The organism is Bacillus sp. MM09(2025), from assembly GCF_050496725.1.
Lineage (GTDB): Bacteria > Bacillota > Bacilli > Bacillales > Bacillaceae > Bacillus > Bacillus pumilus.
The window spans coordinates 718,371-732,057 of record NZ_JBNWEN010000004.1 but is presented as its reverse complement, the minus strand read 5'-3'; the positions used below and the strand labels follow the sequence as shown (position 1 = coordinate 732,057).

12 protein-coding genes are annotated in these 13,687 nt (G+C 38.4%); all 12 read left to right on the top strand.

Annotation, left to right across the window (positions count from 1 at the left end; all coding sequences use genetic code 11):
* The first annotated feature begins 57 nt into the window (after positions 1-57).
* The 12 genes from ACQYAC_RS10150 (at position 58) to ACQYAC_RS10095 (ending at position 13,552) form a co-directional block, all read left to right on the top strand.
* Positions 58-1,515 (top strand): tetratricopeptide repeat protein, encoded by a 1,458-nt coding sequence (locus ACQYAC_RS10150; RefSeq protein WP_144461771.1) that lies wholly within the window; start codon positions 58-60, stop codon positions 1,513-1,515.
* A gap of 363 nt (positions 1,516-1,878) precedes the next feature.
* Positions 1,879-3,270, top strand: coding sequence for a PcsB-like coiled-coil domain-containing protein (locus ACQYAC_RS10145; protein WP_306011240.1), 1,392 nt, complete (start codon positions 1,879-1,881; stop codon positions 3,268-3,270).
* A gap of 233 nt (positions 3,271-3,503) precedes the next feature.
* Positions 3,504-4,454, top strand: a complete 951-nt coding sequence (gene trxB, locus ACQYAC_RS10140) for a thioredoxin-disulfide reductase (RefSeq protein WP_088001298.1) — start codon at positions 3,504-3,506, stop codon at positions 4,452-4,454.
* Positions 4,455-4,811: 357 nt separating this feature from the next.
* Complete coding sequence (locus ACQYAC_RS10135) at positions 4,812-5,276, top strand: 8-oxo-dGTP diphosphatase (RefSeq protein ID WP_003213484.1); 465 nt, start codon at positions 4,812-4,814, stop codon at positions 5,274-5,276.
* A gap of 39 nt (positions 5,277-5,315) precedes the next feature.
* On the top strand, positions 5,316-6,203 hold the full coding sequence (rapZ, locus tag ACQYAC_RS10130; RefSeq protein ID WP_058013892.1) for an RNase adapter RapZ: 888 nt from the start codon (positions 5,316-5,318) through the stop codon (positions 6,201-6,203).
* Positions 6,204-7,163, top strand: coding sequence for a gluconeogenesis factor YvcK family protein (locus ACQYAC_RS10125; protein ID WP_429943227.1), 960 nt, complete (start codon positions 6,204-6,206; stop codon positions 7,161-7,163). It abuts the gene before it with no gap.
* A gap of 17 nt (positions 7,164-7,180) precedes the next feature.
* Entirely contained in the window at positions 7,181-8,131 is a 951-nt protein-coding gene (gene whiA, locus ACQYAC_RS10120) for a DNA-binding protein WhiA (RefSeq protein WP_003213321.1), read from the top strand.
* A gap of 26 nt (positions 8,132-8,157) precedes the next feature.
* The gene (locus tag ACQYAC_RS10115) at positions 8,158-8,415 is read left to right on the top strand and encodes an HPr family phosphocarrier protein (RefSeq protein WP_044139392.1); all 258 of its coding nucleotides are present in this window, start codon (positions 8,158-8,160) and stop codon (positions 8,413-8,415) included.
* Between the two features lie 39 nt (positions 8,416-8,454).
* Positions 8,455-9,207: an arylamine N-acetyltransferase family protein gene (locus ACQYAC_RS10110; protein ID WP_429943226.1), complete on the top strand. Its 753-nt coding sequence runs from the start codon at positions 8,455-8,457 to the stop codon at positions 9,205-9,207.
* A 286-nt stretch (positions 9,208-9,493) separates the two neighbouring features.
* The gene (locus ACQYAC_RS10105; RefSeq protein ID WP_058013618.1) at positions 9,494-10,366 is read left to right on the top strand and encodes a MurR/RpiR family transcriptional regulator; all 873 of its coding nucleotides are present in this window, start codon (positions 9,494-9,496) and stop codon (positions 10,364-10,366) included.
* 621 nt (positions 10,367-10,987) lie between these two features.
* Positions 10,988-12,298: an aminotransferase class V-fold PLP-dependent enzyme gene (locus ACQYAC_RS10100; RefSeq protein ID WP_429943225.1), complete on the top strand. Its 1,311-nt coding sequence runs from the start codon at positions 10,988-10,990 to the stop codon at positions 12,296-12,298.
* Positions 12,299-12,310: 12 nt separating this feature from the next.
* The gene (locus ACQYAC_RS10095) at positions 12,311-13,552 is read left to right on the top strand and encodes a dicarboxylate/amino acid:cation symporter (protein WP_169055751.1); all 1,242 of its coding nucleotides are present in this window, start codon (positions 12,311-12,313) and stop codon (positions 13,550-13,552) included.
* The last annotated feature ends 135 nt before the right edge of the window (positions 13,553-13,687 follow it).

The window sequence follows — 13,687 nt, the reverse complement described above, 5'->3', positions numbered from 1 at the left end:
CGACTCTTGAAGTATGTTATACTACACACGGTACACTGTTCGAAATGGAGGGTATCAGTGAGTAAATACACTTCTCAAAATAATCACACACAAGTCGTCCAGCTCTTCCAAGATGGGCATTACTTTTTTCATAAAGGTCTAAAAGCTTATAGAGAAAGAAATCTATCTAGAGCAAGTAAGCTCATACAGCGGGCTATCGTACTCGAGCCTGAAAATGTAGAAATGCTGTCACAGCTTGCTATTATTTATACTGAAATGGGTCATTACCAACAATCAAATGAACTGCTTGATTTCATCCTTGAGCATATTGATGAAAATATGTCTGAGTGTCACTATTTTAAAGCCAATAATTATGCGAATTTAGGACTCTTTCAAGAGGCATATAGGTCAGCGACTGCCTATGCTTCATTAGAAGAGAACGGAGAATTTGCAGATGAAAATGATGACCTTCTCGACTTGCTCGATATGAGTGACGAAGAGGACGAAGATTTTCCTTACGATCAGGATGACCTGATTGTGAAGCAGGATCAAGCAAATCACTTACTGGAAAGCGGCAGGCTTGATGAAGCCATTGAGATGCTGGAACAGATGATTGTTGAGTATCCAGAATTTTGGTCAGCGTATAATAATCTCGCATTGGCCTATTTTTATTCTGGTCAAATCCATCAGGCAAAAGAGATGCTGAACCGGGTTTTACATGAAAATCCGGGTAATCTGCATGCCCTTTGCAACCAGCTAGTCTTCTATCATTATGAAAAAGAAGAAGAGAAGGTCAAGACGTTAGCAAAGCAATTAACGCACGTGTATCCAATATTAAGTGAACAGCGTTATAAGCTTGGCGCAACATTTGCCCTAGTTGGAGAATTTGAATGGGCCTTTAAATGGCTTTATTCTTTATACAAAACAGGCTTTCAAGGAGATAGTACATTTTTATACTGGCTTGCAAGCGCAGCTTATTATACAGGTCATAAAACGCTTGCGCAGACGGTTTGGGATAAGATGGTCGAAGAAGATATCGATGCAGATGAAATCAAGCCATGGCAGGATAAACCTGAGGAGACTGAGCCAATGGTCTCCATTGAGGAGCGGCTGACGGCGTACTATGTAAGCAAACAAAAAGGGGAACGTGACGTTCTTCAATCTGTCCTTGACGCACGCGCAGCAAAAACAGCCTTTGAACAGCAATTCATTGAACTGCTCTTATACGAAGATGAAATGAAAGAACGGTCTTTTTCAGAAGATGCGGTTTTCACAAAACAGGCGGCATCCAGCTTGGAAGAAGCTGTTCAGCCTGACAGCCATATGCCTTATTTTTGGTTATTCCATATTATTCAGCAGGCACGTGCTTCTGGCATAGATAAGAAAAATGCGCCTGCATGGGCAGCAGCATCTTATTATTTATGGATGCAGGAGCAAGAAGAATCTATGAGCAAAAAAGAGATTGCATCCTCTTTTCAAATCAGTGTTCAAACACTGTCTAAATATGAACAAGTCATTTGTACATTAATTGATTAAATAGGTAAATAGATTTAGAAGATTGTAGCATGGCCAAAAAGGTCATGCTTTTTTCTTGGATAAAAAGGTGGGATTTGCAAGGATTTGGCGAAGTATGACAATCACGACATGTTTTTGAAACATAAATGTAATAAAAATATTAGCTCATTTTGTCGATGTCTCATGTATAATGAAAATCGTGGATTAAAACAAAGACATATATTTAGATATTTTACTATACATAATGAAACACCTAGTGATAGAAACAATCTGGTCAACATCTGACTGATCAATCGGGAAGAAAGACATAGATAGCACAGATTGGTCGCAGAGAATTTGCTGCTTTCTAATGTCGCTTGGAAATTGTCAAAGGAGGAACTATTCGTGAAAAAGTTTATTACTTTCGGTTTAGCTTCGGTCATCGGAGCGAGCGGTTTATTTATCCCATTTACTCATGAAGCAAACGCACAGAACTTTGAACAAAAGAAACAAGAGCTGGACAGCAAGCAATCTGAGGTCAACAAAAACCTTCAAAAGAAAAAAGATGAGCTTTCAAAGCTTGAAGCAAAACAAGAGGCACTTGCACTAAAGCTAAAAGAAATTGACGAGAAAGCTTTAAAAACAAGTGATCAAATCGAAGAAAAACAAAAAGAAAATGAACAAACGAAAAAAGAAATCAATGCACTGAAAAAAGACATTGCTGATACTGAAAAACGTATTGAAGATCGAAACAAATTCTTGAAAAAGCGTGTACGTGCTCTTCAAGAAAGCGGCGGTTCTACGAAATACATAGATGTGTTACTAGGAGCGAAAAGCTTTAGCGATTTCATCAGCCGTGCAGGTGCAGTATCTACACTCATCAACGCAGACAGCGAAATCATTAAAGAGCAAGAAAAAGACAAAGCTGAGCTTCAAAAGTCTGAAAACGAATTAAACACAAAGCTTGAAGATGTTCAAAAGACACTTGCAAAGCTTGAAACACTTCAAACTGACTTGAATAAACAGCTTGATGAAAAAGACAAGCTATTCAAGCAAGTGAAAAAGCAAAAAGGAAGTGCTTCTTCTCAAATCAGCGAATTAAACAGTGAGGCTAACAGCATTGCATCTGAAAAAGACGCAACAATCGCTGCTCAAAAACAAGCTGAAAAAGAAGCAAGAGAAGCAGCTCAAAAAGCAAAGGAAGAAAAAGTACAAAGACAACAGCAGCGTCAAGCTAGTGTTCAAGCAGAAGACAACAGCTCAACTAACGACAGCAGCCCGTCTTCAAATAACAGTAACAGTGGATCTTCAAACAACAACGATAATAACAACAACAGCAGTTCACCAAGCAAGAAGCCATCTACTGGCGGTGGATCACCTGTCAGCAGTAACGTAGGCGGAATCGAAGGTGCGATCAGCACAGGTTCTTCCATTGTTGGACAATCTCCATATAAATGGGCTGGCGGCAGATCACAAGCTGATATTAACGCACGTCGTTTTGACTGTTCTTCATTCGTTCGCTGGGCATTTGCATCAGCAGGCATCAACCTTGGACCAGTTGGCGGTACAACAACAGATACGCTTGTAGGTAAAGGAAGAGCTGTAAGTGCATCTGACATGAAACGCGGAGACCTTGTGTTCTTTGATACGTATAAAGTAAATGGACACGTTGGTATTTACTTAGGAAACGGTACATTCTTGAACGATAACAGCTCTCGCGGTGTTTCAGTTGACTCTATGAGCAATGTTTACTGGAAAAAAGCATTCAATGGCGTTGTAAGAAGAGTCGTTGAATAAATCATTACTTACTATATAACCGTAAACAGGCTTCCTTAAACAGCAGTTTAAGGAAGCTTTTTCTTTTTTTGAAGATATGAGCAAATGATTCGCTTATTATCCGCAGATTTAATAGGATATGGGTAAGGAATAAAAGTAAGAGTGGAATTGATGCTTTCTGTCATGAATGGAAGCATCACCCAAGGGCATTCTAATAAGAAATGCTAGCAGCAATTGAAGAGGGAGTGACAGTTGTGTCAGAAGAAAAAATCTACGATACGATCATCATTGGAGCGGGACCTGCCGGAATGACAGCCGCTGTTTATACATCACGTGGAAATCTTTCAACATTGATGATTGAAAGAGGGATTCCAGGCGGTCAAATGGCTAATACAGAAGATGTCGAGAACTATCCTGGCTTTGAAAGCATTTTAGGGCCAGAACTTTCAAATAAAATGTTTGACCATGCGAAGAAATTCGGTGCTGAGTATGCATATGGCGATATCAAAGAAATCGTTGACGGTGAAGAGTACAAAATTGTCAAAGCCGGTTCAAAAGAATACAAAGGACGCTCTGTCATTATTTCAGCAGGTGCGGAATACAAAAAAATTGGTGCACCAGGTGAAAAAGAACTTGGCGGCCGAGGTGTCTCTTACTGTGCAGTATGTGATGGTGCTTTCTTTAAAAACAAAGAGCTCGTCGTCATTGGTGGAGGAGACTCTGCGGTAGAAGAGGGCGTATACCTCACCCGCTTTGCGTCAAAAGTAACAATCGTTCATAGACGCGATAAACTTCGTGCCCAAAGCATATTACAAGCGCGTGCTTTTGATAATGAAAAAATCGACTTCATGTGGAACAAAACCGTTAAACAAATCAATGAAGAAAACGGTAAAGTCGGCAGTGTGACCCTGATTGATACGGTGACTGGTGAAGAAGAAGATTTTAAAACAGACGGCGTCTTTATCTATATCGGGATGCTCCCACTATCTAAACCATTCGAAAATCTCGGCATTACAAATGAAGAAGGATATATCGAGACAAACGAAAGAATGGAAACAAGAGTGGAAGGCATTTTCGCCGCTGGTGACATTCGTGAAAAAACACTCCGCCAAATTGTGACAGCAACAGGTGACGGAAGTATTGCCGCACAAAGCGCACAGCATTATGTAGAAGAACTTGCTGAAAAGCTGAAAGCAGCGAAATAAAAGGCTGTCGTAAATCCTTAATATAGCGTCATGGGCTTTTAACTGGAATGTAACACGGGTGAAACAATTTTCCGTTATGATAAAACTAGTAATTGACCCCCTTTTATAAGGAATACATGTTTGGCACGGATGAGAATCCGTGTCCTTTTTTTTGCTTAAAATCAGAAATTCATGAGATGTTCACAAATGACGCATGGAGAACCATTAGATGCTGTAAAATAAAGAGTATAGAAATTGCCCGCCACTCCTTTCAGAGGAAATTCGGTCTGATTTCGGTGAAGAAGGGGCATGTTCATTGTGGGAGTCAGGATGAACCTGTATAATAAGTTAAAGACATAAAAGAGTAGGTGACAGCTGATGCAACGAGTAACCAATTGTGTGCTGCATCACGAAGATCAAGTTCTCTTGCTGCAAAAGCCAAGACGGGGCTGGTGGGTAGCGCCGGGCGGCAAAATGGAAAGCGGAGAATCGGTTAAGGATTCAGTCGTTCGAGAATATAGAGAAGAAACAGGAATTTATATTTTAAATCCACAGTTAAAAGGTGTTTTTACCTTTATCATAAAAGAAGGCGATCAAATCGTTCAAGAGTGGATGATGTTTACCTTTATGGCAGATTCATTTACTGGAAAAAACGTGACAGAGTCAGAGGAAGGTATTTTAAAGTGGCATGAAGTAAAGGATGTGCCGCATTTACCGATGGCACCAGGAGATTCTCATATTCTTGATTTCATGCTAAAGGGAAAAGGACTTCTGCACGGTACTTTTACGTATACACCTGATTTTGAATTGATTGCTTATCGGTTAGATCCTCAAGGAGACTAATATATGAACCGTTTTTATAAAGAAGGAGAGGAAGCAGGCATGAATACGCACAAACAAGAAGATATTCAGCTTGTGATTATTACAGGAATGTCAGGTGCGGGGAAAACCGTTGCCATTCAAAGCTTTGAAGATTTAGGTTACTTCTGTGTAGATAACTTGCCGCCATCACTTTTACCAAAGTTTCTAGAACTCATGAAGGAATCGAATTCTAAGATGAGCAAGGTTGCCCTTGTGATGGATTTGCGCGGACGAGAATTCTTTGACAGCTTAATTGCAGCCTTAGATGAAATGAGTGATCTTGGCTGGATCACACCAAGAATATTATTTCTAGATGCAAACGATAAGGTGCTTGTCTCAAGATACAAAGAAACGAGACGTTCGCATCCTCTTGCGACTACAGGTTTGCCGCTCGAAGGAATCGAGATGGAACGCGATCTGTTAGAAGAGTTAAAAGGTCGGGCTCAAATGATTTTTGATACATCGGATTTAAAACCCAAACAGCTTCGAGAAAAAATTGTCGCACACTTTGCCACGAGCCAAGGGCAGGTGTTTACAGTGAATGTGATGTCCTTCGGTTTTAAATACGGTCTGCCGATTGATGCTGATCTTGTATTTGATGTGAGATTTCTGCCGAATCCTTACTATATTGAGAGCATGCGTCCACAGACTGGAAACGATGAAGAAGTGCGCTCCTATGTAATGAAATGGAGCGAGACACAAAAATTCACAGAGAAATTAATTGACCTTCTCAGCTTTATGCTTCCGGCCTATAAACGAGAAGGGAAAAGTCAGCTTGTGATCGCTATTGGCTGTACAGGCGGACAGCACCGATCAGTGACGCTAGCGAACTACTTATCGGAGTATTTTAAAAATGACTACTATACTCATGTCACTCACCGGGACATTGAAAAGAGAAGCAGAAAATAGATGACGACACTTCCAAAGGTGGTCATTCTTGGCGGGGGCACTGGCTTATCTGTTTTGCTCAGAGGGCTAAAAACAAAGCCAGTGGATATTACCGCTATTGTAACGGTTGCTGATGACGGAGGAAGCTCAGGCAGACTGCGGCATGATTTGAATATTCCGCCTCCAGGCGATATTCGGAATGTCCTTGCAGCTCTCTCTGATGTTGAACCGCTTGTAGAAGACTTATTTCAGCACCGTTTTAACAAAGGGAATGACTTAACAGGCCACTCTCTTGGCAACCTCATTCTTGCGGCCATGACAAATATAACCGGTGATTTTTTTCATGCCGTCACAGAAATGAGCAAGGTCTTAAATGTGAGAGGAAAAGTCTTGCCAGCAGCGAATTCAAGTGTTGTTCTTCATGCTGAATTAGAAAATGGGCAAGTGGTAACAGGAGAATCAAAAATCCCAACCTATGGTGAGCGAATTAAACGAGTGTTCCTCACACCCGATACGATTGAGCCGCTCCCAGAATCGATTCAAGTCATTCGTGAAGCCGACTTGATCGTCCTTGGACCTGGCAGCTTGTATACAAGTATTTTGCCAAACTTGCTTGTACCGCATATTGGCGAAGAAGTGATTCGTTCTAAGGCGAAAAAAGTGTATATTTGCAATGTCATGACGCAGCCAGGGGAAACGCTTTCCTACAGTGCAGCTGATCATGTGCAGGCATTAAACGATCATATGGTTCGTCCATTTATTGATACCATTTTTGTGAATAATAAAGAAATTCCAGAAGAGATCAAAGCAAAATATGCAGAAGAACAGGCACAGCCTGTACAGTTCGACACAGATGTACTCAAGGCAATGGGACTGGAAGTCATTCCTGGAGAAATCATTACATACGACCAGCATGTGATTCGTCACGACACGCTGAAAGTAGCTGCGCTGCTTGTCGACCTGCTGCTTAAGAAAAAATAGGAATGGGGGTGGCAAGGATGTCATTTGCATCCGAAACAAAAAAAGAGCTGACTAATCTGGACGTGAAGGACTGCTGCACAAAAGCAGAGCTTTCTGCCCTCATCCGTATGAACGGTTCATTATCTTTCTCTAATCGAAAATTGATTCTAGATATACAGACAGAGAACGCAGCCATCGCAAGACGGATTTATACGCTGCTGAAAAAGAAATATGATGTCACAGTCGAGCTGCTCGTTCGTAAGAAAATGAGATTAAAAAAGAATAATGTGTATATTGTCAGACTGGTAGAACGAGCGAAAACCATTTTAGAGGATTTGAAAATATTAGGTGAGCAATTTGTATTTGAGCGCAATATTTCAGAAGAGCTTGTAAAGAAAAGATGCTGTAAGCGCTCCTATATGAGAGGTGCTTTTTTAGCAGGTGGTTCTGTAAATAATCCAGAAACGTCTTCCTATCACCTTGAGATTTTTTCACTATATAAAGAACACAATGATGCCCTTTGTGAGCTGATGAACCAATTTCATCTCAACAGTAAAACACTTGAGCGTAAAAAAGGCTACATCACATATATGAAAGAAGCCGAAAAAATTACCGAATTCTTAAGTGTTGTAGGTGCACATAATTCACTTCTTCGCTTCGAAGACGTTCGGATCGTCCGTGATATGCGGAATTCCGTGAACCGGCTCGTCAATTGTGAAACAGCCAACTTGAATAAAACGATTGGTGCATCGCTGCGCCAGGTCGAGAACATTCAATTCATTGATGAAAAAATTGGACTTGATGCCCTGCCAGATAAGCTGCGTGAAATTGCAAAACTGAGAGTCGACTATCAAGAGGTCACGCTAAAGGAACTGGGAGAAATGGTGGAAAGCGGCAAGATCAGCAAATCAGGCATTAATCACCGCTTAAGAAAGCTAGATCAAATTGCAGAACAATTACGAAACGGACAAGCTGTTACACTCAAATAGGAGAATGAAAAAGGGAGGCAAATCATATGGTGGAAAAAACGGTCACCATCCAGTTGAAAACAGGCTTGCAGGCACGTCCCGCTGCTTTGTTCGTACAGGAAGCGAATCGCTTTGGGGCTGAAATTTTTCTAGAGAAGGACGGAAAAAGAGTCAATGCGAAGAGCATTATGGGTCTCATGAGCCTTGCGATCAGCTCTGGGGTCACTGTCAAACTGATAGCAGATGGTGCGGATGAACAAGAAGCTATTGATGCGTTAACGGATTTTATCAATCAAGAAAACTGAGTCTCTTCACAGACTCAGTTTTTTTAGAAGGGAATGAACATGATGCAATCAGCATTTTTACAGAAGATCGGATATGAAGGACAGTCCATCACCTTTGATGACCTGCCTGCATTATTAAAAAAGATGGCCTACACCTTTCCATTTGAAAATAGATCTGTGCTGAACAAACAATCCTATGCCTTGAATCAAGAAGGGTTGAAGCAGCATCTTCTTGAAGGCAGCAGAGGAGGTCTTTGTTACGATCTCAATCCTCTTTTATATTATGTGTTAAAAGAGGCAGGACTCGCTGTACAGCTCGTTCAAGGGACCGTGTATAACAAGGAAGCTGGCACATGGGCAATTGATGGTACGCACGTAGCCATGACATTGAATCATCACAGCGACCGGTATCTGATTGATGCAGGTTTTGGTGTGAATTTACCTCTTCAGCCTGTACCCTTTACTGAGGAATGGGTGGAAGGAGCATCTATTCGGTTTCGAGTCAAAGAAGAGAAAACCGAAAAAGGTACGCATCTTCTCCAATTAGATAGAGGAGAAGGCGCTGAAACAGGCTATGCATTCACATTAGAAGAGGTGAGTGAGCCTACATTGGTCCAAATGAGAAAGCAGATTTATGAAAATGAAGCCTCTCCTTTTAACAAAAGGCCGCTTGCATCCAAACTAACACCAACAGGCCGTGTTGTCGTGACAGAGGATCATGTTACGATACATGAACAGGAAGAAGTATCGAAAAAACCGCTTCTGCAACCTTTTGAAGCATACGTACAAACACATCTTGCGCCTAAATCATGATAGTATAGAGACAGTCCGTTTGATCGGGCTGTCTCCCCGCTGTCGTACTCACGAAAGTTTCATCCTCGGCCGGCTATTCACCCCCCTTTTTTATGCGTATGACTCACCGCTTATAATTGCTGTAAAAATGTGCATTACATTAAAATCCCATCTATCATCTCAATTGAGATTTAGTATCGTGCTTTATCATGAAATTGAGAACTTCTTATAAAAATACTTAGTGCTTTTAATCATTCTATTCCCCTAATATAATGAATCAATATAAGGGAACATGGAGGGATGTCAAATGGATTTATCGCAAAAGTCGTTGAAAACAATGATAAGTAACACTAAACTAACAAAAAAGGAAGAAGAAATAGCAGAATACATTTTAAATAATATAAGAGAAGCATGTCTTGTGACTTCAACAGAATTAGCTCATAGATTAAAAGTGAGTAATGCTACGATTATTCGATTTCCGAAAAAGTTAGGCTTTTCAGGATATAGTGATTTTCAAAAATATCTTAGAGAGCAGTACTATGACAAAAGCTTAGCAATTTCTGATGATGTGACCATCCCTTCTGAAAGATTAAAATTAAGTTATGATAAAGTGATACAGTCAGATTTACTGAATAACAATTTGAAAATTCTTGAAAAAAATATATATTCTATTTCAGAGAAAAATTCATCTGAAGAGTTCAACAAAGCAATCAATTATATCGTTGGCGCTAGAAGAGTTTATATTTTAGGCAGTAGAGCTAGAACTGGTTTGACAGAAATAATGGGAGTTTTCCTCAATCAGATTATTGATAATGTAGTAGTTAATAGTAATCATTCATTTACCCCTTTTGATTCCTTAGCTTCATGTAGTAAGGATGATTGTGTCCTTATTTTTTCATTCCCAAGATACTCTGAACTGGACTTTGCAGCAGCCAAAATGGCAAAAGAAATTAATGCAAAAGTTGTTATTATTACTGATAAAGCCACAGCACCTATAGCACATTTTGCTGATGTCCTACTTTTAGTCTCAGTGGATAGTAATGCATTCTTCAATTCTTACACACCTGTATTATTTTTAGCTGAGTTAATATGTACACATGTAAGTCGAGCGACAGTCACTCATAGTGAGGAAAAATTAGAAAGAATTAATAAACATATTAGCCTTTTCGGTATGTATTAATGAAAAGAATATTTGAAATAAATATGATGTTTAAATGTCTGTTAGTTAAGATTATCTAACCTTTTTACAGGGGTGCAATTGGTATTATGAATTCTTTGGGGTCTGAAAGAAGGGGGAAGTAAAGGCTGTATTACAATCATGCATCACTCAAAGAAATAGTAAATTTACATAGAATGTGACTTCCATTAACCCACCAATTTTCTAATTGGTGGGTTATTATTTGTTTACTTTAAATTACTGTTGATCAATTTTAGAAAAACATCTTAGATGCAAAGATCTATAATGGAACAGGAAATCTAAAATAATTTTCTGATATTTCGAAAAAAATTGTTAAAAACAAATTGTATATGATAAAATCAAAATGAAATAAATTCTTCTTTTTTTAAAAAAAATGAATAAATGTAAACGCTTGCTTATATGGTTGACTATTAATGCTAATTTCTATGAAGTGTATTAAATCAGAATTTTGGAAGGGGTATATATTTTAAAAAATCTGTCATGTTTTTTTACAAAAAAACTGACGAAAAAAGAACCTTTAATAATAATAGTATTGAAGAAAATTATTCAAGTTTCATTATTTGAGAATGATTAAAAACATTTTTGTTTTGTAGAGGAGGAAATATGTTGAAAGATAATAAAATAGGGAAATTAATGGATCAGCATCTGTTAAAGGAATTGCGTGAAAAATTCTCGTTTCTATCTTTCGACCCTGACTATGGGGAAAGACTTTTTTTTGATAATTCAGGAGGCTCTTTAAGACTAAAGGAAGCTATTATGGTGAAAGAAAAGATTGATTTGTTACCGGATTGTCCAGAAAGGTACCATCAAAGAGCAACAGATCTGAATGACATTATGGACAAATGTAAGAATGATGTGTTGAGTGTCATGTTCGGGGCTGAGTCCGGTTCTTTGATAACGGATTTAACAGCATCTCAAGCAATGTTTAAAATGGTATCAACTATTATTGAAAATGTTGAAGGAACGAATGCAGTCACGACTAATATTGAACATCCTTCTGCTTATGATTCATTAGAATTTTACTGTCAAAAGAACAATAAAGAATTTAGAATTGCTAAAGCAAATGTCAAGACAGGATTTGTTGATCCTGAAGCGATCGCTGCTAAAATTGACGAGAATACGATTTTGTTAAGTGTCATTGCTTCCAGTAATATTTCAGGAAATATCATGGATCTTGAAGGAATTATAAAAGCTGCTAGAAAGAAAAAACCAGATTTATATATTATTGTTGATGTCGTTCAGCATATGCCGCATGGAACTCTTAATGTAGAAAAGCTTGGTATAGACGGAGCAAACTTTGCACCATATAAGTTTATGGCGTCAAGAGGTATTGGATTAGCCTATGTTTCAGAAAGATTATCGAAACTTCCACATCAAAAATTAATAGCAAAAGATGATAGTGAATGGGAACTTGGTTCACCAACACCTTCGCTCTTTGCGTCCATTTCAGCTGTTGTCGACTATGTATGCTGGCTGGGTTCATACGACTGTATTGAAGAAATGTCTAGAAGAGATAGGTATCTAAAGGGTATGGAAAAAATAGTTCTTCACGAAAGAGCACTACTCCATAGACTTCTTGAAGGTAGTGAAAAGATCGAGGGATTGAGATATATGGAGAACGTAAAAGTTTTTGCGGATTATCCTGATTTAACGAAAAGAGATCTCATTGTTGCGATGGGAATTGAGGGGAGAGATGATGAACAACTGAGAAAGGAATATCAAGATAGAGGAATTACCGTTTATGAAAGAGTGAATACTAGTGTCTACTCAAAACGTATACTCGAAGCCATTGGACTAACGGGTGCGATAAGGGTTTCGCCGTTCCATTGTCATACAGAAGAGGATATTGATCAATTTTTATGTATAACAAAAGAGTTATCTAACACTAAGAGAATAAGCAAACTCATTAAATAGGGGGAACTACTAATGAAGAAATTAGGTCTCGGTACAAAAGTATTTATTGGGTTTGTCATCGGAATAGTGTTAGGTTTAATCTTTAAAGAAAAAATATTAATCATTAAACCTATTGGGGATATATTCTTAACTCTCATTAAAATGATAGTTGTTCCACTCATTTTTTTCTCCATCACCTCTGGAATTTTTAGTATTGGTGATGTTCAAAAATTAAAGAAAATTGGAACAAAGACTTTGATTTATTATATCGGAACGACTTTAATAGCAGGTGGAATAGGTCTTTTGGTTGCGCATTTATTCAAACCAGGGAATGGAATAGATATTGATAGTATCAAGACATCATCTGAATATAAAGCTGCAAATATTCCTACTTTTGGAGAGACGATATTAGGTCTATTTCCATCAAATCCTGTTCAGGCTTTAGCAGAAGGAAATCTCATGCAAATTATCATCTTTTCTATTTTTTTGGGGATATCCATCGTTTTAATAGGAAGCAAATCAGTAACCCTTAGACATTTTTTTGAAGAGGGTACACAAGTAATGTATAAAATGACAGGAATCATCATGTCGTTTTCACCAATAGGTGTGGCTGCATTAATGGCTTGTACTATTGGGGAATATGGTTTGAAAATATTTGGACCTTTGGGCAAATTTATTTTAGTTGATTATATAGGTTTGATTTCTGTCATCATTTTTATGTACTTGTTTATGTTAAAATTCATAGCGAAAATTCCATTATCTAAGTTCTTTAAATCGATCGGTAAAATTTGGGTGGTCACTGCGAGTACGACAAGCAGTTCTGGAACTTTACCTGTTACTATTTCTGTGACGAAAGAAGATTTTAAGGTGAAAGAGGAACTAGCACAATTTACTCTTCCTATTGGAGCAACGATGAATATGAATGGTGCCGTTGTTTATTACTCTGCTGCCATCATATTTGTATCCCAAATATATGGAATTGAAATGCCAATTAGCCAGCAATTACTAGTCATATTAATGACAACTTTAATATCAGTTGGATCGCCCGGCATTCCTGGAGGCGGTATTGTTATGACGATTATGCTGTTAACTACATTGGGACTCCCTATGGAGATAGTTGGAATGATTGCTGGGATATATAGAATCATCGATATGGGGCACACCTCACTTAACGTTACAGGTGACGTAGTAAGTACACTCTGTATTGCACGTAGTGAAAATATGATTGAAGATGAACAACTAAAGGTGAACAAAATAAATGATATAAAATATTAAACTAATTGATTTAAAAGAATAATTAACTTAATATTCTGTTTATTTCATGTTGAAAATAACACGAATACGAAGGTTATAGCGATATATCTCGTTGATCATGATCAATTTGTTTTGAAACGAACTCTCAGTCCAGTC

Bases quoted from the DNA above. Each gene is read 5' to 3' on its own strand.
- ACQYAC_RS10135 (WP_003213484.1), top strand. From the start codon at position 4,812: ATGCAACGAGTAACCAATTGTGTGCTGCATCACGAAGATCAAGTTCTC.
- rapZ (WP_058013892.1), top strand. From the start codon at position 5,316: ATGAATACGCACAAACAAGAAGATATTCAGCTTGTGATTATTACAGGA.
- ACQYAC_RS10125 (WP_429943227.1), top strand. From the start codon at position 6,204: ATGACGACACTTCCAAAGGTGGTCATTCTTGGCGGGGGCACTGGCTTA.
- whiA (WP_003213321.1), top strand. From the start codon at position 7,181: ATGTCATTTGCATCCGAAACAAAAAAAGAGCTGACTAATCTGGACGTG.
- ACQYAC_RS10115 (WP_044139392.1), top strand. From the start codon at position 8,158: ATGGTGGAAAAAACGGTCACCATCCAGTTGAAAACAGGCTTGCAGGCA.
- ACQYAC_RS10110 (WP_429943226.1), top strand. From the start codon at position 8,455: ATGATGCAATCAGCATTTTTACAGAAGATCGGATATGAAGGACAGTCC.
- ACQYAC_RS10105 (WP_058013618.1), top strand. From the start codon at position 9,494: ATGGATTTATCGCAAAAGTCGTTGAAAACAATGATAAGTAACACTAAA.
- ACQYAC_RS10100 (WP_429943225.1), top strand. From the start codon at position 10,988: ATGTTGAAAGATAATAAAATAGGGAAATTAATGGATCAGCATCTGTTA.
- ACQYAC_RS10095 (WP_169055751.1), top strand. From the start codon at position 12,311: ATGAAGAAATTAGGTCTCGGTACAAAAGTATTTATTGGGTTTGTCATC.